General features: G+C 62.6%; 15 protein-coding genes and 2 pseudogenes. 13 read left to right on the plus strand and 4 right to left on the minus strand.

The window, feature by feature from the left end; all coding sequences use genetic code 11:
* Positions 1–837 precede the first annotated feature (837 nt).
* The 5 genes and pseudogenes from HL666_RS21710 to HL666_RS21730 all read left to right on the plus strand — a co-directional run bounded on the left by HL666_RS21710 (position 838) and on the right by HL666_RS21730 (position 4,681).
* Positions 838–1,794 carry an ArdC family protein gene (locus HL666_RS21710; protein ID WP_172183490.1) on the plus strand — a complete coding sequence of 319 codons (957 nt, stop codon included), beginning with the start codon at positions 838–840 and terminating at the stop codon, positions 1,792–1,794.
* 113 nt (positions 1,795–1,907) lie between these two features.
* Positions 1,908–2,765: pseudogene (locus tag HL666_RS21715) on the plus strand (ParB/RepB/Spo0J family partition protein); the annotation flags it as partial.
* Positions 2,761–3,198: pseudogene (locus HL666_RS21720) on the plus strand (TraB/TrbI/VirB10 family type IV secretion system protein); the annotation flags it as partial. The pseudogenes HL666_RS21715 and HL666_RS21720, both read left to right, overlap by 5 nt.
* Positions 3,199–3,203: 5 nt before the next feature.
* Complete coding sequence (locus HL666_RS21725) at positions 3,204–3,437, plus strand: DUF2274 domain-containing protein (protein WP_172183688.1); 234 nt, start codon at positions 3,204–3,206, stop codon at positions 3,435–3,437.
* 230 nt (positions 3,438–3,667) lie between these two features.
* The gene (locus tag HL666_RS21730) at positions 3,668–4,681 is read left to right on the plus strand and encodes an aldo/keto reductase (RefSeq protein ID WP_172111434.1); all 1,014 of its coding nucleotides are present in this window, start codon (positions 3,668–3,670) and stop codon (positions 4,679–4,681) included.
* 131 nt (positions 4,682–4,812) lie between these two features.
* Here HL666_RS21730 and HL666_RS21735 read toward each other — a convergent pair whose 3' ends face one another.
* Positions 4,813–5,535 (minus strand): acyl-homoserine-lactone synthase, encoded by a 723-nt coding sequence (locus HL666_RS21735; RefSeq protein ID WP_172183491.1) that lies wholly within the window; start codon positions 5,533–5,535, stop codon positions 4,813–4,815.
* A gap of 695 nt (positions 5,536–6,230) precedes the next feature.
* On the opposite strand from HL666_RS21735, the gene HL666_RS21740 reads away from it, so the two are divergent.
* From HL666_RS21740 to HL666_RS21760, 5 genes are all read left to right on the plus strand, one after another.
* Positions 6,231–7,010, plus strand: a complete 780-nt coding sequence (locus tag HL666_RS21740; protein WP_172183493.1) for a helix-turn-helix transcriptional regulator — start codon at positions 6,231–6,233, stop codon at positions 7,008–7,010.
* Positions 7,011–7,381: 371 nt separating this feature from the next.
* Complete coding sequence (locus HL666_RS21745) at positions 7,382–8,665, plus strand: aminotransferase class I/II-fold pyridoxal phosphate-dependent enzyme (protein ID WP_246741589.1); 1,284 nt, start codon at positions 7,382–7,384, stop codon at positions 8,663–8,665.
* A gap of 57 nt (positions 8,666–8,722) precedes the next feature.
* On the plus strand, positions 8,723–9,580 hold the full coding sequence (locus tag HL666_RS21750) for a GntR family transcriptional regulator (RefSeq protein WP_172183494.1): 858 nt from the start codon (positions 8,723–8,725) through the stop codon (positions 9,578–9,580).
* Positions 9,573–10,601 carry a cyclase family protein gene (locus HL666_RS21755; protein ID WP_172183496.1) on the plus strand — a complete coding sequence of 343 codons (1,029 nt, stop codon included), beginning with the start codon at positions 9,573–9,575 and terminating at the stop codon, positions 10,599–10,601. Before HL666_RS21750 ends, HL666_RS21755 begins: the two co-directional genes overlap by 8 nt.
* 2 nt (positions 10,602–10,603) lie before the next feature.
* Positions 10,604–11,380 carry an SDR family NAD(P)-dependent oxidoreductase gene (locus tag HL666_RS21760; RefSeq protein WP_172183497.1) on the plus strand — a complete coding sequence of 259 codons (777 nt, stop codon included), beginning with the start codon at positions 10,604–10,606 and terminating at the stop codon, positions 11,378–11,380.
* A gap of 8 nt (positions 11,381–11,388) precedes the next feature.
* Here the strand turns inward: HL666_RS21760 and HL666_RS21765 are convergent, their stop codons facing one another.
* From HL666_RS21765 to HL666_RS21775, 3 genes are all read right to left on the minus strand, one after another.
* Positions 11,389–13,119, minus strand: coding sequence for an acetolactate synthase catalytic subunit (locus HL666_RS21765; protein WP_376698612.1), 1,731 nt, complete (start codon positions 13,117–13,119; stop codon positions 11,389–11,391).
* A 5-nt stretch (positions 13,120–13,124) separates the two neighbouring features.
* Positions 13,125–14,504 (minus strand): aspartate aminotransferase family protein, encoded by a 1,380-nt coding sequence (locus tag HL666_RS21770; protein ID WP_172183501.1) that lies wholly within the window; start codon positions 14,502–14,504, stop codon positions 13,125–13,127.
* 80 nt (positions 14,505–14,584) lie between these two features.
* Positions 14,585–15,286, minus strand: coding sequence for a GntR family transcriptional regulator (locus tag HL666_RS21775; RefSeq protein WP_246741590.1), 702 nt, complete (start codon positions 15,284–15,286; stop codon positions 14,585–14,587).
* 186 nt (positions 15,287–15,472) lie between these two features.
* Between HL666_RS21775 and HL666_RS21780 the strand changes: the two genes are divergently transcribed.
* The 3 genes from HL666_RS21780 to HL666_RS21790 are packed head-to-tail and all read left to right on the plus strand — an operon-like array spanning position 15,473 to position 20,913.
* Positions 15,473–17,536 (plus strand): hydantoinase/oxoprolinase family protein, encoded by a 2,064-nt coding sequence (locus HL666_RS21780; RefSeq protein WP_172183503.1) that lies wholly within the window; start codon positions 15,473–15,475, stop codon positions 17,534–17,536.
* A 9-nt stretch (positions 17,537–17,545) separates the two neighbouring features.
* Positions 17,546–19,378: a hydantoinase B/oxoprolinase family protein gene (locus tag HL666_RS21785; RefSeq protein ID WP_172183505.1), complete on the plus strand. Its 1,833-nt coding sequence runs from the start codon at positions 17,546–17,548 to the stop codon at positions 19,376–19,378.
* Positions 19,379–19,422: 44 nt separating this feature from the next.
* Positions 19,423–20,913 (plus strand): ABC transporter substrate-binding protein, encoded by a 1,491-nt coding sequence (locus tag HL666_RS21790; protein ID WP_172183507.1) that lies wholly within the window; start codon positions 19,423–19,425, stop codon positions 20,911–20,913.
* Positions 20,914–21,024 lie beyond the last annotated feature (111 nt).

Below are 21,024 nucleotides of genomic sequence, written 5' to 3' on the forward strand. Positions count from 1 at the left end.
TTGCTTGGCCAATCGAGTTTGAGGTCGCCAGGTCGATCCTCTCGTCACCAGGTGGCAGGATTTGCTCTTGCCGGTCGTGGCTCAGGTTTCACGGTCGACGCCCTCGGTACAGGAAGATCTGATCTCTTTCTGGCGGGCGCCTACCTTCAACTCATCCACGGACCCGCTTACCGGCACCTCGATTTTCGCCCTGAGCTATGCCGCGAACGAGTGACGGACGATCGAACCGAATAGGACTTCGGGCCGGCTTGTCTCTGGGTGAGGCGGATGGCGTGCTCAGCTGGCGCGGCCGCATCGCCTGGGCTCATAAATTCAACCTCGAGCGCAGCATTGCTGCAGCTTTCCAATCACTGCCCGGGGCGAGCTTTACGATCAACGGCGCGGCCGGCGCCGAACGCTGCATTGACGACGCTGGGTCTCGAACGACAGTGGCGTAACGGCTGGTCCGCGGCTGCGACCCTCGACGGCGAGTTCTCGAGCACCACACGTTCCTATTCCGGTAGAGCCTCTATTCGCCATATCTGGTGACCGAGGTGGAGCAGGCGACGAAGGGCTGAGCCGCCATCAGCACCGGCAAGATCATCGGCATCAGCGAAAGCAGATGTTGCGGTCTCCGGAACCACACGGCTCTTCAAAAGACGATGGTGCTTGGCTTCGCTCCAAACCAAGATCAGGCGCTTGAGCTGTTCCGACGCCGTCAGCGTCCTCGGTGTTGTGAAGCGCGCTGAAGGTTTTCCGCCGCGAAGAGCTCGTTAAGAGCAAGAGTGCAGGCTGGGTTGGCCGTGACGGGTTCGAAGTGGCGAGAGAGTTCCGCTGCGCCCGTCGCGGAGATCTGCGATGCAGGGACGGAGAGTTGGAGCGCGCGCCGGCGAGAGCCGGGCGAGCCTCTATGAGGAGATCACGAGCAAGATCATCGCTGAGTTGGAGGCTGGCCGGGTGCCGTGGGTTCGGCCTTGGGGGACGCAAGCAGCAAAGGCTCAGCTCGCTTTGCCGCGCAATGGGGCCACGGGCCGGCCGTACTCGGGGATCAACGTGTTGATCCTCTGGGGGGCTGTCATCGAGCGCGGATTGACGGGCCAGAGCTGGTTGACCTTACGGCAAGCGCTTTCGCTCGGCGGCCATGTCCGCAAGGGCGAGCGCGGCGTTTCCGTCGTCTATGCCGACCGCTTTGTGCCGTCGGATGAACGGCAGCGTGCCAGCGCAGTCGGCGAGGAGGCGCAAGCCATTCCGTTCCTGAAGCGGTTCACCGTCTTCAACACCGGCCAATGCGATGGTCTGCCAGATGATATCGCGACTGTGGCACCGCTTCTGCCGCCGGGTAGGATCGAGCCGTTGGTCGAGACGCTGATTGCCAACAGTGGCGTCGACTTCCGGATCGGAGGTGATCGTGCGTTCTATGCACCAGCCGAAGATTTCGTGCAGGTGCCGCCGCCGGCTGTGTTCTTCGAGCCAATCAACTGGCATCGCACGGCCTTGCATGAACTTGCCCATGCGAGTGGTCATGCCTCGCGGTTGAATCGGGATCTCACGGGCCGGTTCGGCAGCCGCAAATATGCCTTTGAGGAGCTGATCGCCGAGATCGCGGCGGCGTTCAGCTGCGCGGCGCTCGGCATCGTGCCGACCGTGCGCCATGCCGACTATCTCGGCTGTTGGCTCGACGTTCTGCGCGAGGACAATCGCGCCATTGTCCGGGCGGCAAGCCAAGCCAGCCGCGTGGCCGACTATCTCCTCGGCCTGGTACCCAATGCGACTTGCTTCCCTCAGCCGGACGCTCCGGATCATGCCCCCGCGTGAGCTCTCGGTTTGGCGACAGTGCAGAGAGAGAGAGAGAGGGCGAGGGGCGCTTTGCGGCGGGTTGAAGGCCTGAGAGAGAGGCTCCGGGCCAGCCCGTTGTGGAGAATCAAGACATGACCAAGGCCCCTCACAAGATCACGCTGTCGCCGTCGCGCGACATTCCTTTCAACAAGCTCGTCCTGAGCCAATCCAACGTTCGCCGGATCAAGGGTGGCGTTTCAATCGAGGAGTTGGCGGAGAGTATTGCCGAGCGAACGCTGCTGCAGAGCTTGAATGTCCGCGCCTTGCTCGATGATGACGGCAGGGAGACTGGGATGTTCGAAGTGCCCGCGGGCGGCAGGCGCTACCGGGCGCTCGAGCTGCTGGTGAAGCAGAAGCGGATGGCCAAGACGCAAGCCGTGCCTTGCGTGGTTCGCGACTCCGGCTCGGCTGTGGATGACTCGTTTGCCGAAAATGACCAGCGTGTCGGTCTGCATCCCCTGGATCAATTTCGCGCGTTCAAGGCGTTGCGCGACAGCGGCATGAGCGAGGAGGAGATCGCCGCGCGACATTTCGTGGCGGTTGCGGTCGTCAAGCAGCGCTTGCGGTTGGCCGCTGTCTCCCAAGCGCTGCTCGATGTCTACGCCGCTGATGGGATGACACTCGAGCAGCTGATGGCCTTCACGGTCACGACCGATCATGCACGCCAGCAGGAGGTCTGGGACCAGGTCAGCCGCTCTGGTTGCGATGCGCCGTACCAGATTCGCCGTCAGCTGACGGAGCGGACGGTTCGGGCTTTCGATCGCAGGGTCCTCTTCGTGAAGCTCGCCTCCTATGAGGCCGCAGGAGGTGTGGTGCTGCGGGATCTGTTCGAGGCCGATGACGGCGGCTGGCTGCAGGATGCCGCGCTGCTCGATCGCCTCGTGACGGAGAAGCTGCAATCAGAGGCCGAGCGGATCGGCACCGAGGGCTGGAAGTGGATCGCGGCCGCAGGGAGCACGGCTGATCGGGACATACGACAGCCAGGTGACGGCCGGGCAATCGCGCGTGCTCCTGGTCTGGACCAGGCTGATCATGCCCAATGGCCGTTCGATCGTTCTGGAACGGCAGCCGGGCGCCGACGCTGCCGGCTATTCAGGTCTCTCAGACGAGGTCGACAATCATGTCAGGCAGCTTTTTGGCGCAGCGCTTCTGTCGACGCTGCTGTCGATGGGGAGCGAGGTCAACGCCGGCACGAACCAGAATACGAACAACACAGCGATCATCCAGGCGCTCCGCCAGGGCTTCGGCAACGCCATGAGCCGCACAGGTCAGCAGCTCGTCGGCCAGCAGATGAACATTCAGCCGACTCTGACGGTGAGGCCGGGCTTTCCGGTCCGCGTGATCGTCAATCGCGACCTCGTGCTCGAGCCGTATCAGGGGTAGCAGTCATGGCGAAGCTGAAGATTTCGGAACTTCCCGACGAGAAGCCCGTCAAGATCACGGTCGAACTGTCAGCCAGCGTGTTTCGCGATCTGCAGGCCTATGCCGCGGCTGTTGGCCGCCATTCGGATCAGCCGGCCAACGATCTTGGTCGGCTCGCCTCGGCAATGGTGGCACGCTTCATGGCGACTGATCGAGCGTTTGCCAAGTCGAAGCGGACATCAGTCCCCAAGGCCAAATGACCCGCAGCCGCGGTCGCCTGCTCGCCGAAGCAAAGTGGAACGGCCGGCGCTCAGCCTCAGAGGTGGGCTGGGTTCGTTGAGCAACAGCAAGGCTCAACTCCGAGCTGCATCGCGGCACGATGTGGGTTCCAAGAAGGAATCCTGTCCCAGTTGACGGTTGAAGCTTGTGCACGTGACCGCGGCATGGTTGTTTGGGCTGAAATATTTCTATGGATTGCTGTTGCCGCGTTATGAAATATCGGGAAATTCGTGACATTGCCGTTTCCGAGATCGGGTTGGGCTGCTCGGGGTTTTGGGGAAACAGGCGGTTCGACGAGCGTCAAGCGATCGAAATCGTGCATGAGGCCTTCGAGCTCGGCATCAACCATTTTGATACGGGACATAATTATTGCGACTACAATGCCGAGCCGCGTCTTGGTCGAGCCTTGTCTGAAATCCTGCGGCGTACGGACCGCTCGAAGATCGTCGTATCCACCAAGGCAGGCACGCTGCGCCGCAAGCCTCTGCTGTCGCTCCGGGATGTAAAAACCCAGGATCACAGCCCGGACTATATTGAACAAGCGTGCGCCAAGAGCATCCAGAACCTTGGCGTGGACTATATCGATATCTTCTACCTCCACAGCTTCCCGCCAGCCTCCTTGACGGACGAATTGCTGACAAGACTGCAAGGGATGCGTCAGCGCGGCATGTTCCGTCTTCTGGGAATCAATACGCATTCCGAGGCGAACATGAGATATATTGCCGATCTTGACGGCGTCTTCGATGTTGCCCTCATCGATCTGAACGTAGCCCAGCTCGATCGGCTGCCAGTCGTCGACTATCTTCACAGGGCGGGCGTTGCCGTCATCGCCGGCACCGTTCTGGCCCAGGGCCATCTCATCGGAGGGAAGATCGGCCGCCCCCGCACCCAGGCCGATCTCTGGTATTTGGCGCGTTCTCTTCTGAACAGAGATGCGCGCCGCCTTGCGGAGGTGGCGAGGGACGTCCGGCCCGCACTCGCCGGCATTGAAGGAATGTCAGCGTCCCAAGCTGCCATGTCATATGTCTTGGGCCTGAGACAGGTGTCATCCTGCATCTTTGGCACGACAAGGCTGGCCAACCTCCGCCAGATCGCGGCCGCACCCGACAAACAGCTATCCGGAGAGGACGCGAGACGGATACTTTCGGCGTTCCTGAAGCAGGGAGCGTCCATGAGTGCCCAATCCAGCATACCAGGATCCTTGGTGAAGGACCGGGCGCAGTGATGGCCACCGGCCACGGTGATGCTGCTTCTCCTTCAGAAATGATCAAACGAGCTCAGGCCTGAAGTCTGATGCAAGCGCTGCAAGCTTGCGGATCCCGCGGCAGCAAGACGGCCGAAGGTTCCGGATCGCGCTCATTCGGCCTCCACGAGCCCTTCAGGCTGCGAGCTGCGCGGCAGTCCATCCACAGGCTCCGATGGAGCGTCCTCAGCCAGGCGCGGGGACAGTGCGGATGGGATCGGCTTGACAGAGGAGGGGCTCTCATCCAGTACCTTCGGAATCCCGGTATGCTGGCGAACCAATTCCAGCACCGCTGACGATACCCCGATATAGGCTGCCCCAATGTCATGCCCTTGCAATGGCAGCGTGACCCCAATTGGCCTTACAGGGCAGCCATGGGCGGCGATGACATTCTTGAAGATCCAGCTGGGCATGACGCCCAGATAGGACGAGATGCCGTTTGCGAGGCCGAATTCCTGACAGGCCTGGATGAGCTGGCCGATCACTCGGCGCCGCCCGCCCGCGCTCAGCGCGCGATCGCAGCCGAATCGCGATGCTTCCCAGACCTCGTCTGAATGCGGCAGCGAGCCTTCAACCAGGTCGGGCCACAACGACTTGACCATGTAGGGGCGCGTGGTCGGAATCAGCCGGGCAGTTCCCAGCGCCTGATCGTGCTCGTCTACCACCAGAATGTAGGTGGCTGCCGGCGTGTCGAACTCATCATATTCCATGCACCGATAATGAGGCACGGACCACCCCTGGCGCTCGACGAACATCCTGTACCGCAGGCGATGGTGCGAAATCCACGCCTCACCATGCCTATGGATGTTGTCCCACCTGATTGAAAGGGTACGCATGAGCATCTTCCAACAAGCCGCCTGACAGGAAGACGGCAGACTAATGGGCTCGTCGCCGGCCAGGGAGCTACCCAGTCGAGTAGCTGCTGTACTCGCCCGGCGGCTGCTGTAGCGCTGCCTTCTCAGGCGACGGCATCTGTTAAACCGCGCCCCAATATCACCTACAATTAGACGCAATTCTGAGTTGCAATCGGGTGGAATTCTTGGCTTTTGCAGGGCTCACCCTTGGCCGGATGAACGGCAGCGGGGATCGCCGCAAAGCCTGAGTTGCAGATGCTGCGTGCGGGAAAAGCCCTCCGGCAGGCATGTTCCGCACGTCATGAATGCCAGTTTCGTTTGGATGCAAGGGATGCCCATTGGTGCTTATCCCGCTGGCCTTTTTGCTGCGTGATCGAGCCAGCCGAGGCGGCAAGATCGCCAGGTCGCCGATCCTGCAGGATGGCAATGCACATGACATCACGGCTTTCACAAGCAGAAGCGCATATGATCGTCAATTGCACGATGGAGTGTATGATGATACAGTCTACCTCAGGTTGGGTTGAGGTTTGGACAAGCAAGCGCCTGCTTCTCGCCTTGATCGAGGCCGACGAGGGGGCAACAACGGACCGTCGGCGATCGGGACGTCGAGACGGATTCGGTTTTTACGATCACATCTGGGCAGAAGTTCGCGCAGCTTTGTCTGCCGTGAGGTAGCAATGGACCTCTTCAGCTTCATCGATTGTGCAAACCGCACGCAGTCGCTGTCCGACCTGTTCGATCTTCTTGTCGGTTCTGCAGCCGATCAAGGATTCGGCGAGGTGGCTTATGGCGCCTTGAACTATGAAGAGACGGTACGGCTGCCGGAGCATCCGATGCCGGCCATCGCTCTCAACTTTCCGCTCGATTGGCGCAAGCACTATTTCGAGCGCAAGTACTACAACATCGACCCGGTCGTCAGGCGAACGGCGTCTCACACCAGGCCATTCATGTGGGATCAGTTGCTCAAGCAGAAGCGGCTCCAGGCCGGTGAGCGATTGGTCATCAACGAGAGCCGCGAAGCAGGTCTCAAGCACGGGGTGAGCGTGCCGTTGTTTGGGCCGTCAGGACGCATCGCCGTGCTTTCATTTGCATCCCGCTTCAATGACGCTGATCCTGTTCGCCAGATCAGGCATCTTCACGCCTTGGCGTGTCAGTTCCATGTCGCCTTTGGCGAGCTTTCCCGTCCAGCGTTGGACAACAGGGCAATCACGCTTTCGCAGCGCGAACGCGAATGCCTGAGGTGGACCGCAGAGGGCAAGACCTCCTGGGATATCGGGATCATTCTCAAAATCAGCGAGAACACGATTAACTTTCATATCAAGAAAGTCATGAGAAAGCTCGACACGACCAGCCGGACGGTCGCCGTCGTAAAAGCGATCAGGCTTGGATTGATCGAAATCCCGGGCTTATCAAACTCGTCCCTTCCGGCGGAGACCGACGTCGCCGACCAGAGCTGACTCCGCGCGCCTCCTGTCTGATTGGTGACAGAACGAGGCTTCGGCGCGGCTGTCGGCAGACGCCTCCCTGTGCGGGTCCGTTCCTGCCCGATTCCAGACCAATGCGGTGATTGGACGTAACGGGCGGACCGTCCGCCGCGCCGTGCTTGCCGCCGCGCCCGCTCCGCGTGTCCACCTGCCCCGGACCTGGCGCCTGGCGGCTGACCGTTCGCTATCTAGGTTGGTAGCTGCACAAAGAAGCAGGCGTGATCTACCAATGAGGAAATCGAGCCGCAAGAGCCTGACCGGCGAGCGGCGAGATCAATCGGCCAAGCTAATCGTATGCACATGAATACAAGTCGGTCACCTCCGGCGAACGAGGAAACGATATCATGCAACACGCGATGGATCTCTCTGGCAATGCTCGTCCGGTAGGACGCTTTCGCAACACCGCCTATGTGATCAACGAGAGTAGATCGCATTTCGATGCGGCACATGACGCCGGACTCATGGCCGTCTACGGGCGTTCGCTGCGCGGCCGCGCCGTTGCGCTCGGCGTCGGCGATCTCAAGAGCAGGCCGCACGCGATCGATTTCGTCCGATGCTCATATCTCGGCCTCGACAATCATCCGGTGATCGTCTCCGGCGCCATTGACGCAATAGAAGCGCACCGTTCCGTGCACTGGTCGTGCGCTCGCACGCGCCTCAACTTCGACCTGCTCTCGGAATTGGAAGCCACGCTGTCGGAGATGTTTTCGGCTCGGGTGATCGCATTCTCGACCGTGATGCTGGCCAATCTCGGTGCCATGCCGATCCTGGCTTCCGGCCTTCTGACAGGCGGCGTCAAGCCGGTCGTGGCCTTCGATCGCCTTGCCCATATCTCTCTCGCCTATCACAAGCCGGTGGTCGCCGACGAGACCCGGGTCGAAACCATTCCCCACAACGACATTGCCGCGCTGGAGAAGCTCTGCCGCGAAGAGCCGGTGGTCGCCTATGTCTGTGACGGCGTCTACTCGATGGGCGGACACGCGCCGATCCCGGAACTGCTGAGGCTCCAGCAGCAATATGGACTGTTCCTCTATATCGACGACGCGCATGGCGTGTCGCTGTTCGGGGATCAGGGCCAAGGGTTCGCACGTTCGCAGTTCGGCAGCGACATCGGTGATCGCACCATCATTGCGGCCTCCCTCGGCAAGGGTTTCGGTGCATCCGGAGGCGTTCTGATGCTGGGGACGGCAGAGCAGGAGGCGCTGTTCCGCCGCTACGCTCTTCCGCATGCATTCTCGGCGGCTGCGAATCTCGCGGCGGTCGGGGCAGCTCTCGGCTCGTGCAGAATCCACCGCTCGGCGGAGCTTGGACAGCGACAGCGTCGACTGGCCCAGCGCATCGGTCTTTTCGACCGGCGCATTCCGACGGCCGATAGCGGCAATTCGCTGCCGATCCGCATGATCACGGTCGGCTCGGAAACGGCTGCCATCGCCCTGGCGCGTGAACTGCTCGATGCGGGCTTCTACACCTCGGTCACCTTCTTTCCGACGGTTGCCCAAGGCAAGGCCGGCGTCAGGGTTTGTCTGACGGCCGACCACGACGTCGAAGACATCGAGCGGCTGTGCGCCTGCATTCTGGGCAAGTCCGCGGGGTTGCGTCAGCCGGAAGCAATGGCCGCGTCAGCCTGATCACCAGGAGCCAGACGCTCAAGTTCAGAGCCTGCGGTTGGCCGGTGGAGACTGTGAATGATAAGACGAGATGGTGATGAAGTGAACGCGAGCGCCGAGAGCGCTCGCTACGGCAGGACGGCTCGGCTGCTACTTGCGTCCGGCCAACATCAGCCGGCTGTGCGCCAGACGATGGCGCAAGGCGCGCGCATTCCTGCCCCTTCACTGGCCGAGGGCACATTCACGCGGCTTCGCCACATGCTTATCGTGGGTGAGGTCCGCCCGGGTCAGCAGATGACGTTGGGCGTGCTGGCACGTCTGCTCGGAACGAGCCCGACTCCTGTGAGGGACGCTCTGTCCCGCCTTGCGGCCGCAGATGCCCTGCAACAGAGCCGCGAGTTCGGTGTCATCGTGCCGACCCTCGGAGCTGCCGAGCTGGAAGAACTCCACCGGCTCCGAATCGCCGTCGAACGGCTGGCTTTTGCGAATGCTGCGGAGATGCACCGCAAAGCCGATTGGCGCGCCTTCAAGCTGCTCCACACCGATGTCTGCAGGGCAGCCGAGACAGCTCGGGCGGTGCAGTTTGCGTCCGCGGTCTGGGCGTTGCGCGGAGCGCTTCTCGGCCTATCCGAACCGAGCGTCCTGTCGATGTTCGTCGACAGAATCTGGTGCCGATTTGGACCGACCTTTACCCAGAAGGCTGAGAATCCTGACACGCGACGGGAAATAACGATGCGTCTCGGCGACATCGTTGAAGCGATCGGCCAACGTGATCCGTCGAAAGCGGAGCGGGCTGTGATTGCCGAGATCGACGGCCGCGGCGTCTATCGCAATCTCGACGTGAATCAAGATCTGCCGGCGCCACCTCTCGTTCCAAACGCGGCGTCGGGCTCTGTAGCTGCGGGCCATATTCAATCGGGGGCCCATCATGTTTAAGCGTTGGCAACGACGGCCGATCGGCTCGAACTGGGGAGATTTCGGTGATGATGACGAGCTTGGCCGGCTGAACTACCTGACCCCGGAGGTCCGCAGGCGGGCGGCACGGTACGTCCAGGAGGGCCTGACATTCTGTCTCAGCCTTCCTCTCAACCTGCCGGGGGGGACCGTGATCCACCGTCTCCGACATCCACCCAGGCTTTCGGCTCTTGCCCGCGGCGAAGACGGCACGCTGAACTACAACTATCCACTTGCCATCGAGCAGCCAGGGGCGACCGATATCGTGAGCGACGACGTGGTCACGCTTGCGACACAGTATTCAACCCATTGGGATACGTTCGCCCACGTTGGGCAGAGCTTCGATGCCGATGACGACGGCGTCCCCGAGCCGCTTTATTATAACGGCTGGCGCGCAGGGCGTGACGTTGCCGCGCCCGATCCCGAGACAGGAGCGGCGCGAACGTTTCGACTCGGTGTCGACACCATGGCGCGCGCCTGTATTCAGGGACGGGGTGTTCTCATCGATTTGCGACATCACCTCGGGCCCGATCGGCACCTGGTTGGCTACGACGATCTGATGCGGATCATCGAAGCAGACCGGGTAGAGGTCCAACGGGGCGACCTGGTCTGCTTCTATTCGGGCTTCGGGGATCGCGTCCTCGCAGCTTCGGGCGCTCTCGATCCTGCCGATGCGCATCCCGCCCGTTGTGCGGAGCTGGATGGGCGTGACCGGAAGCTGCTGGGCTGGATCGATGACAGTGGCTTGTCGGCGCTGATCTCGGACAACATTGGCGTCGAAGCCCTGCCGGCGCGCCCTGCTGATCACGACCGCCGCGCGACGCTGCCGCTCCACGAATTCTGCCTGTTCAAGGCCGGAATCGCACTCGGCGAGCTCTGGTACCTGTCCGAGCTTGCCGCGTGGTTGAGAAGTCACGAGCGAAACTGTTTTCTTCTGACCGCTCCGCCGTTGCGATTGCCTGGTGCGGTCGGATCTCCGGTCACGCCAGTCGCGACGGTCTGATCATGTCGGAAGCGCAGGGTACATCCAGAGTGGCTCTGGTGACAGGGGGGGCCGGTGGTATCGGTCTTGCCATTGTGCGCCGTCTTGTTGAAGAGGGTTTCCGGGTGGCGTTCGTGGCCAGACAGCAGGACCACGTCGCCCGAGCTCTCGATCATCTCGGTTACGATCAAGCTAGGCTGATGGCCGAAGCAATCGATGTGACCTGTCCTGAGAAGATGGCAGCGTTCGTCGAACGGCTGCGCCGGCGCTGGGATGACGTGGCCGTGCTGGTGAACAATGCCGGCATCTCACCCAAGCGCAGCGATCCGGAGTCGCCGTGGGTGACGCAGACGACATCAGAGGAATGGCAGCACGTCCTTGCCGTCAATCTGAACGCACCCTTCATGCTGACCCGCCTGGTCGCGCCGGCGATGATACGGAGGCGTGCGGGACGGATCGTCAACATCGGCTCGCTTGCGGGACGCGCCATCCCCCAAATAGCTGGCCCGCACTACGCGGCTTCAAAGGCAGGTCTTGTCGGTCTCACCCGTGCCGCAGCCCGCGACCTGGCTCCGTTTGGCATCACCGTCAACTGCGTGGCCCCTGGCCGGATCCTGAGCGACATGACGGGGCCTGCCGACAGCGAGGTCAACCGTGCTGCGCTCAGCCGGATCCCGCTTGGGCGCTTTGGAACGGCCGACGAGGTTGCGGGACTCGTCGGCTTTCTCGTCAGCTCACCGGCCGCGGCCTTCCTGACCGGGGCAACACTCGATGTCACCGGTGGTGAATTCGCCGCCTGACCCGACGATCACACCGCGGGTTCGACCAATTCGGGCCGGTCGAGGGTGCCATCGTAGAGCGACAGTGGCGGGTGGGCGTCAGCCGCGCTGATCACGTCGATCAGCCAGGGGCGCTCGGCGGTCAGTGCGGTCCCCAGCGCAGTTGCAAGCTCGCCGGGGGCGGTGACTCGAATGGCGGCGCAACCGCAGGCTTGCGCGATCTCGGCATGAGAGACCGGGCTAAAATGGCAAGCGCTGGTGAACCGGCCGAACTTCGCGGTCTCGGCGTCCTTCTGATAGCCAAGAACGCCGTTGTTGAGGACGATGACGACGACGGCGATGCGGCTGCGAACCATGGTTTCGAGTTCGGCCCAGCTATGAGCAAATCCGCCATCACCTACCACCGCTACGACAGGATGTTGAGGGTCGGCAAGCTTGGCGCCGATCGCCAGAGGCAGGCCCCAGCCGAGCCCGGCAAGTCCCCGCGGCGTGATGAAGCGCATTCCGGTGCGCAGGCCTCGCAGCTGGCCGACGATCCACATCGAAGCATAGCTCGCGTCCGCGACGACGGTCGTCTTGGACGTGAGGTGGCTCTGGAGCTCCTTCATGATCCGCTCAGGACGGATGGGCGACAAGTTCGCGTCCCTGACCCGGCCGCGGTCGCTCTCGAACTGCCGCCATGCCGCGGCGATCCGACTCTCGAGCTCACCACGTTGTCGCTGCCGCATTCGGAGATCGCGGGCCTGTATCGCCGAACACAACAGCTTGAGCGTCGTGGCTGCATCGCCGACCAGACGCAGCGCTTCGTAGTTGCGCCCGATCTCCTGCGGATCGATGTCGATATGGATGATCTTGGCGCTCGGCGGGATCAGTCGCCAGCTGTCGGTGCCGTTCTGATTGGTGCGGGAGCCTACCAGGAGGACCGTGTCGGCCGCGTCGAGCAGCCGGCGCGTATGCCGTCCAAGCGAGCCGGGCCCGTTCAAGGCTCCCAGAACGCCGCACGACAGCGGGTGGTGCTCGTCGACGCTGCCTTTGCCCATGTTGGTCGTGAAGACGGGCAGGTGAGCTGTGTCCTGCAGCTGGGCAAGCGCCTCGGCAGCACCTTTGGACGTGGCGCCGCCGCCTGCGATGATGGCAGGTGCACGAGCTGCGGCGATCAGGTCGGCTGCGGCTTCGATGAGCTCTTTCGAAGGACCAGTACGGTCGATCGGCCATTGACCGTAGCTGGCGCTCCGCTGCAGTCGCGGTGTAGTAGCGCGTTCGCGCAGCAGATCGGCGGGCAGAAGCAGAACTGCCGGGCCGGGACGTCCGCTTCCGGCGGCAACAAAGGCTGCATCGACATAGTCGTCGACGCGATCAGCGGTCAGCATGCGACGGACCGACTTGGCGCAAGGCGCGAACAACGCCACGTGGTCGAGATCCTGAAACGCGTTGCGGTCCAGCTGAGGACGTTCGACGTCCTGAACCAGGGCCACCACGGGAATGCTGGCCTTGTAAGCTTCGGCCAGCGGCGGCACCAGGAGGGTTGCAGCAGGGCCGTTCTGCGCAGCGACGACGGCAATCCGGCCGGACATGCGGGCATAGCCATCTGCCATGGCGCCGCCCATATTCTCCTGCCGGTAGGCCACCTGCCTGATGCCAATGGCTTCAGCGGCCAGGATGACGGCCGAAGGAAGGCTCTGGGCAAAGATGATCTCGACGCCGTGTCGCTTGAGAGCCAGTGCGATTCGCTCGGCGACGGTGATGTTCTCGTTCTCGATCTGATTCACGGTTGACCCCACTCGAAGCTCTGCGCCACATCGGACAGAAAATTCTCGAAGACCTGCCCGATCAGGTCGACGTCCCCGTCTTGCATCGGGGTCGAAAGGCACGCGGCGGCGCCGTTGGGCAGAATGATGCCCTCAGTTGCGAAGTAACGCGTCATCTCGGTCATGATGGCGGCTTCGCTCGGCGACCAGAACGCCTCGCGGAAGTCTCGTGGCGGCCGCCGCTTAGGGTGGATGCGAAACAGCGATGCGGCTCCGGTGACGGAGAACGCGATCTGCCATCGTTCGATCGACTGCATCAGACGGCTTCGGAGCAGATCGCCGAGTCTCTCCAGACGGGCAAAGGCTGCGTGATCGAGATTCTGCATCGCGATCAGACCGGCCGTCATCGACATCGGATTCGCCGAGAACGTTCCTCCTTGCGGCACGGCTGCCCTGCTCTGGCCGGCGTCGAACATGCTCATGACTGACGCGCGCCCGGCGATCGCACCGATCGGAAGTCCCCCTCCAATGATCTTGCCGAGCGTGTAGAGGTCTGGCTGGAGTCCGTAGCGGGCCGACGCTCCAGCGAAGCCCTGGCGGAAGTTCAGCACCTCATCGCTGATGATGAGGATGTTGTGAGCTCGGGCGGTCGACTGAATGGCCGCGACAAATTCGGCATCCGGAGCAATCAGGCCGGCGCGGCTCGGCATCGGATCGATCACGATGGCCGCCAGGGAATGAGCGTTGCGCGCGATCCGGTCCACCGCGCCCTGGACGTCGTTGAAGCGCAGCGGCACCACCTCATCCAATACCGAGGCCGGCTGGCCCTTGTAGTAGGCAACGGATTGAGGCTCGGCGGGTGCCCCCCAAGTGCTGGGTCCGCTGGACTGGCTCACCTCGACCCAGTCATACGCACCGTGATAGGCGCCCTCGATCTTGGCGATGGCGGGCCGTCCGGTCCATGCGCGCGCCGCCTTGATGGCGAACATCACCGCTTCCGTGCCGGTGTTGCAGAACCGGATGCGCTCGATGGCGGGGACCCGCTCGCAGATCAATTCCGCCAGTTCGATCTCTCGTTCGGTTGGATTGGCAAAACACGTTCCGTCGCGCAACTGCCGCTCGAGCGCCGACACGACGGGACCGAACGCGTGACCGTGGATCAGGGTGGTGAAATTGGCATTCAGATCGAGAAATTTCCGCCCATCTGCATCGAACACGTAGGCGCCTGAACCGTGGCTCACATAGCGCGGCAGCGGATCCCGTTCGATGGTCGCCCGGGTTGTGCCATCGGGAAAAACGCAACTCGCGCGCCGAAAGGCCTCTTTGGATCTGGGTCCCACTTGGGCGGGTCCGGTCTGCCTCGCAGAAGCCTGGGGCAGGGCTGATTGGACAGTCATCATGGTTCTCGCTTCGCCTGAAGTGAGCCATGACTAGGCGGATTTGATATTTGATGCAACAAATTTGTTGCGGAAGGACGCTATCCGACCCGCGTGGCGAGCCTTCGGTATCCGTCGCGAATGTCCTTCTCGATCGCCGCCTGAACCCGGGCTGCATCCCGGCTTTCCAGGCCCGCGATGGCCTCCATGTGGTTGCTCACGCCCACTCTGGAGGTCGCGAATTCCGGGTACAGGTCGTTCAGAGAGGGGCCGATACGGACCCAAAGCGATTCGATCATGGCGGTCAGCCGCGGCATGTTCGCGGTCTGATAGATCAGAAAATGGAAGGCCTTGTTGGCCTTCAGGGCGGCAGAATAGTTGCCCGCGTCGAGCGCCGAATTGATCTGGGATTGCAGGGTTTTGAGCCTGTCGATGGTCTCCGGCGAGATGTTTGCCGCGGCGATTTTTGCCGCCAATGCCTCCAGCACCAGGCGGATCGCGGTCACCTCGTCGAGCGCAGCCTTTGTCAGGGGCGGCACGATGACGGTCTTCGGACCCGCATTGACGAGGGCACCCTCGCCGATCAGGCGCATGATGGCATCACGCGCAGGCGTGGTGCTGACTTCGAGCGCCTGGGCAACGGCGCGCACCGTCAGTTTTTGTCCAGCCGAGAACTCACCTCGCACGATGGCCTCCTTGAGGGAGGCGTAGGCGAGTTCACCAAGGCTGGTCTGGCGGTCGATCGGCACGAGAGGCATCTCGGCGGCCGATTTCAGGATGGGGTCGGTCAGGTCTGAGAACATGGCTGCACTCTGAGTGCAGCGGGGCCGGATTTCAAGCAGCGGCAGGGCATTTGGTGCATCATTCCCCGTATTTGAGGCCTGATGATGCCGCCGATCGGGCCCTCAAGAAGCTGCAGCCCGTCGCGCGACAGGCTCTTGACATAACAAATTTGTTGTCTGATACATCAAAATGAGGGTGGTGGTATTATGAACAGTGAATTGAGGGGCGGGTTTCGCGTCGGTGTCGACATCGGCGGGACCTTCACCGACGTTAGCATCGTCGATGGTGTCGGTCATGTGCATGCAACCAAGTCGCCAAGCATGCCGGCCGATCCAGCCAAAGGTGTGGTTGCGGCGCTCGAGCGTGCGGCCTTGGAGCTCGGCCTGACGCTTCCGCTGTTGTTGTCACGGACCGACCTGTTCGTTCATGGCTCGACCATCGCGACCAATACCTTGCTCGAAAGGACGGGCGCGGTCGTGGGTCTGCTCGGCACCGAGGGATTTCGCGATACCATCGAGATCAGGAGAGGCTGGCGAGACAATCCCTGGGACCATCGGGCTCCGTGGCCAGATCCCATCGTGCCGCGCCACCGGCGATTGTCGGTGGTCGAGCGGATGGACGCGGAGGGCAATGCGGTCATCCCGCTGGATCCAGCGTCCGTTCGCCGCGCGCTCGACCGGATGCTCTCGTTCGGCGTCGAGTCTGTCGCCATCTGCCTGCTTCACAGCTATCGCAATTCCGACCATGAGCAGCGCTGTCGTGACATCATTGCCGCGCATGCCCCGGAGCTTTGGGTGACCTTGTCCAGCGAGCTCGCTCCGGTCGTCGGTGAGTACGAGCGGGCATCGACGTCGGTGATCAATGCCTATGTGGCGCCGCGCGTTGTCCCCTATCTCAACGGTCTCGAACGAGAGCTCCGGGCGATGGGCCTGCGCGCGCTACTGGTCGTTCAAAGCAATGGCGGCGTCGTCTCGGTGGCTCAGATCGCCAGGCATCCGGTTTCCATGCTGCTATCCGGCCCCGCGGCAGCCGCCGGTGCCCTCACCCATTTTCAGACAGAAGCTGGTACCGACCACCTGATCTCGCTCGAGGTCGGGGGGACGAGCTGCGACGTGATGATGGTCAATGCAGGCGAGATCGGGATGACCGATCTCCTCGACATCGAACGTTTGCGCGTTGCGGTGCCATCGGTCGAAATCACGACCGTGAGTGCCGGCGGCGGTTCGATCGCCAGCGTTGACGAAGGAGGGCTGCTCTGCGTCGGCCCTCGCGGGGCGGGATCCAATCCGGGGCCGGCTTGCTATGAGCGCGGCGGCATGCAGCCGACCGTGACCGATGCGCAGCTGCTGCTCGGCAGGCTGCGACCTGGAGCACAAGGCGGCGGCGCGATCATTCTGAATCGCTGGCTCGCGGAGGAGGCGATCCGGACGCAGATCGCCGAGCCACTCGGTCTTCAGCCGTTTGAAGCGGCCGTCGGCATCATTCGGCTGGCCGAGCAGACGATGCTGCATGCGGTCGAGAACGTCAGCATCGAGAAGGGGCTCGATCCGCACCGCTTTACACTGGTTGCTGGTGGCGGGGCAGGCGCGCTGCATGCCAGCAGCATTGCGCGGCTGGCACGCTGCCAGAACGTGTTCGTGCCGCGTCTGGCGGGGGTCTTGTGCGCGTTCGGAATGTGCAACACCGACCTGCGCTGCGATCTGCAGCGGAGCATTCCAATCGCACTGGAGCAGCAACATCGCGGCATTCTCGACCGGCTGACGGCTACTCTGATCGGGCAGGCAACAGCTCTGCTGGAGACGGAAGGTTTTCCACCGGAGCGCCGGCGCTTCCTGACGCAGTGGTACCTGCGCTATTTCGGTCAGCAGTCATCGATCCCGATCACCGTTCGGGACGACGAGCCGATTGCCGCGATCATCGAGCGGTTTGAAGCCGAGCATCGACGCATGTTCGGTCATACTCAGCCGGACGGTCGCCATCAGGTCGTTTCCGTCAAGGTCAGCGGCTTCGGGCTTCTGTCCCGGTTGCATGCTCAAGCGTCGAACTACACCAGCAGCCGTGGAATTGATCCTTGCGAGCGGCGCGAAATCTGGGTCGATGCCGAACATGATTGGAAAGAGGTCCCGGTGTTCAAAGGGAGTGCGCTTGCGCCCCACCGGCTGGTCGACGGCCCGGCCATCGTCGAGGAAAGCACCACCACGATCCTCGTGGGCGCGGGTGATCGGCTCCGGGTGACCTCCGGCGGCAACTACATCATCGAGCTCCAATAGGGGAACACCATGGATCCCGTCTTGCTCGCCCTGACGCAGAAGCAGCTCGATCATATCACCCGGCAGATGGGATGGGTGATGATGAAGACCGCGCGCAGTCCCATCTTCTCGCAGTCTCACGACTTTTCCTGCTTCATAGGGGACGCGGATGGGGCCGTGGTGGCGCAGGCCGACGGCATCCCCATTCACACCGGGAGCGGCGGCTTTGCGTTGCGCGCTCTGAAGCACGCCTTTGGCGGAGATATCGCCGAGGGCGATGTCTTCCTGTCCAATGATCCTTATCTGGCGGGCAACAATCATCTGGCGGACTGGACGGTGATGCGGCCGGTCTTTGTCGAAGGTGTGTTGTTCGGCTTTTCATGCAATCGCGCCCATCAGTCCGACGTCGGGGGAGGTGTCGCGGGCACCTATAATGCGGCCGCGCGGGAGATCTTCCATGAAGGCGTTCGCATCCCACCATTGCGGATCGCCCAGACGGATGTCGTTCGCGAGGATATCCTGCAGTTGCTGCTCGCCAATACGCGCTGCCCCGACCTGCTCGTCGGCGACCTCCACGCCATGCTCGGATCGACGCGGATCGGCGCCGAAAGACTCGCATCGCTGGCCCGCGATCTCGGCAGCAAACAAGCGCAAAGGCTGTTTCCAAACCTGCTCGACTATGCAGAGCGCCGGATGCAGGCCGAAATCGAGCAGTTGCGGCCTGGTCGGTACTGCGGCGTCGACGTCAGCGACCACGACTGCTTTGCCGAGGCCAATATCCGGATCGAGGTGTCGCTGACGGTCGAGCGCGAACGGCTGGTGTTCGACTTTTCCGGCTGTTCGCCGCAGATCGCAGGCTTCAAGAACAGTCCCTTGGCCAATACCTCGTCCGCCGTTTATCTCGCGGTCGCGACCTTCCTGGACCAGTCTTTGCCCCGCAACGAGGGCGCCTACCGGGCGATCCAGATCATCGCTCCCGAAGGCACCATCGTGAACGCGAAATCGCCGGCACCCGTCGGCTTCACGACAACGCATCCGGCGCACGAGATCATTACCGCCTGCTGGCAGGCCTTGTCGGGCGCCGCGCCCGATCGCAGCTGCGCAGGGTGGGGCAAGTCGCTGCACCCCGTATCGGCCGGCTCGACGCGACAAGGCAACGTCTTTGTTCTCTATCATTGGCTGGGCTATCCAGCCGCCGGGGCGGTCGCAGAGCGCGATGGCTTCAACGTGCTCGGCACCGTCAATACCCTCGGTGGGCTCGTGCTGCCGAATGTCGAGGACCTCGAGCTCGCCTACCCAGTCGAGATCCGCCGCCAGGAGTTCCGAACGGATGGAGGAGGTCCTGGCCGGATGCGTGGCGGGACCGGAATTCACTACGAGGCCCGCCAGCTGGTTCCTACCGAGACGACGTTTCGCGACGAGGCGAGCAGGCGGCCGTCCGGGTCCGGGGTGATGGGCGGACAGGCCGGGGCCATAGCCTCCATCCGCTGCCGCGCCGCAGATGGCACCCTTCTTCAAACACCGGCCTATGGCACGTTGCGCTGCGGGCCCATGGACATTTCCATCGAGTCGGCCGGCGGCGGCGGATGGGGCGATCCGGGCGAGCGGAATCCGGAAGCGGTGCGCCGCGATGTCCTCGACGAGCTCGTCAGCCTGGATGCGGCCCGGACCATCTACCAGGTCGTGCTGTCATCCGACATGTCGAATGTCGACTACCAGGCGACGCATCGCGAGCGGAGCAAAAGACGTTTCACCACGACCACCCTTGAGGAGATCGCCCAATGGGAGCTTTCACGGCAAGAGCCTACGCCTGCAAACGACGAGCGATCTTCGCGGCGGCCGTCGCCGTTCAGGTCGCATTAGGTTTTTCACCGGTCTGGGGCCAGAGCCGCAGCGAAACCGCACGAGTGGTCTGGCCGTTCGAGACCAGCTCGCTCGATCCTGCGGGCGCCGGCGTGCAGCGATCGACCTGGGGCGTGTCCTGGCACGTCTACGATCGGCTGGTCACGTTCGCGCTGGATCAACCGCGTGACAATGTCCAGCAATACAGGCTGGATGAGCCGCGCGGCGACATCGCTGAACGTTGGGACATCTCCGAGGATGGCAAGGTCTACAGATTTCATCTTCGCAGCTCCGCAGCCTTCCATGACGGATCGCAAGTGACCGCCGAGGACGTCAAATGGTCGCTGCAACGTGCGATCAGCCTGCCGACCACGCGCTTCGTCCTCAATTTGGGAGGTCTTGCCAGCGAAGACCAGATCAAGGCCATCGACGCCAAGACCGTGGAGATCGCGCTCACCAAGCCAAACCGCTATCTGCTGCTGTCGCTCAGCACCCCGTTCGCACCCATCATCAATGCGACCCAGGTCAAGTCTCATCTCACCCCGAACGATCCCTGGGGCACCGAGTGGCTGAAGTCCAACGAGGCGGGTAGCGGCGCCTATCAGGTCATGACGTTCCGTCCTGATCAGGTTGTCCTGCAGCGTAACGACAAATGGCATGGCGCGCCGCAACCGGCGATGCGGTGGGCTGTGTTCCAGACCGTGCCTGAAGATACGACCCGCGTGGCGCTGGTCGAGCGGCGTGCGGCCGATGTTGCCGTCGGGCTGACGCCGAATGCCATCGAAGGCGTCGAACGGCGCGCACAGGCCAGGCTGTTGCTGATTCCGATGCCGAACCAGTTCGAGTTTCTGGTCATGAACACGCAGGCCAAGCCGTTCGACGACCTGCGAGTGCGTCAGGCGATTGCTCACGCCATTCCGCAAGAGGACATCTTCCGGAGTGTGTTCCTCAATCGAGGCAAGCGACTGTTCGGCCCGCCTGAGCAGGTGCAGGGCGCCAGCTTTCCGCAGCCGCAGTCGTTCGCCTATGATCCGGAATTGGCGCGCAAGCTATTGGCGGAGGCGGGATATCCGAACGGGTTCGACACCACTCTGTCGCTATGCACCTGCAAGGCGGAATACTTCGAAAATCTCGCGGTGGCGCTCAAGGATCATCTCGCCAGGGCTGGCGTCCGCGTGACGATCGAGAAGCTGCCGGGGGCGCGTTTCGGCGAGTTGCAGACAGCAAAGCAAATGCCGGCCTATCTCGAAAACCAGGTCGCTTGGCTCAATCTTCCCGACTACTGGATCCGGATCTTCTACCGCGGAAATACACGTTCGAATTTCTCTGGCTACAACAATCCCGCGCTTGATCCGCTGCTGGCAAAAGCCGACGACGCCGGCAGCGATGCCGACTATGATGCGGCGATGCGCGAGATGATCGGGATCGTGAACCGCGATGTTCCGCTCCTGATGTTTCGTCAGGCGGCCTTGGAGGTCGTCATAGGCAAGGACATCGGCAACTACGCGTACTGGTTTCATACCCTGCCGGATGTGCGGTCGATGACCAGGAACTGACACATGCCAAGCGGCTCCTCGCCACCCCCGGGCGAGGAGCCGGTGCTTCGCCATCCTACGCCGTCTGCGGGAGCCGCGGCCGCTTTCGTTTTGTTCATGCTGAAGAGCCTG

The organism is Bradyrhizobium aeschynomenes, assembly GCF_013178945.1.
Lineage (GTDB): Bacteria > Pseudomonadota > Alphaproteobacteria > Rhizobiales > Xanthobacteraceae > Bradyrhizobium > Bradyrhizobium aeschynomenes.

Coding starts and splice junctions, on each gene's coding strand:
- HL666_RS21710 (WP_172183490.1), top strand. CDS start 838: ATGCAGGGACGGAGAGTTGGAGCGCGCGCCGGCGAGAGCCGGGCGAGC.
- HL666_RS21725 (WP_172183688.1), top strand. CDS start 3,204: ATGGCGAAGCTGAAGATTTCGGAACTTCCCGACGAGAAGCCCGTCAAG.
- HL666_RS21730 (WP_172111434.1), top strand. CDS start 3,668: ATGAAATATCGGGAAATTCGTGACATTGCCGTTTCCGAGATCGGGTTG.
- HL666_RS21735 (WP_172183491.1), bottom strand. CDS start 5,535: ATGCGTACCCTTTCAATCAGGTGGGACAACATCCATAGGCATGGTGAG.
- HL666_RS21740 (WP_172183493.1), top strand. CDS start 6,231: ATGGACCTCTTCAGCTTCATCGATTGTGCAAACCGCACGCAGTCGCTG.
- HL666_RS21745 (WP_246741589.1), top strand. CDS start 7,382: ATGCAACACGCGATGGATCTCTCTGGCAATGCTCGTCCGGTAGGACGC.
- HL666_RS21750 (WP_172183494.1), top strand. CDS start 8,723: ATGATAAGACGAGATGGTGATGAAGTGAACGCGAGCGCCGAGAGCGCT.
- HL666_RS21755 (WP_172183496.1), top strand. CDS start 9,573: ATGTTTAAGCGTTGGCAACGACGGCCGATCGGCTCGAACTGGGGAGAT.
- HL666_RS21760 (WP_172183497.1), top strand. CDS start 10,604: ATGTCGGAAGCGCAGGGTACATCCAGAGTGGCTCTGGTGACAGGGGGG.
- HL666_RS21770 (WP_172183501.1), bottom strand. CDS start 14,504: ATGACTGTCCAATCAGCCCTGCCCCAGGCTTCTGCGAGGCAGACCGGA.
- HL666_RS21775 (WP_246741590.1), bottom strand. CDS start 15,286: ATGTTCTCAGACCTGACCGACCCCATCCTGAAATCGGCCGCCGAGATG.
- HL666_RS21780 (WP_172183503.1), top strand. CDS start 15,473: ATGAACAGTGAATTGAGGGGCGGGTTTCGCGTCGGTGTCGACATCGGC.
- HL666_RS21785 (WP_172183505.1), top strand. CDS start 17,546: ATGGATCCCGTCTTGCTCGCCCTGACGCAGAAGCAGCTCGATCATATC.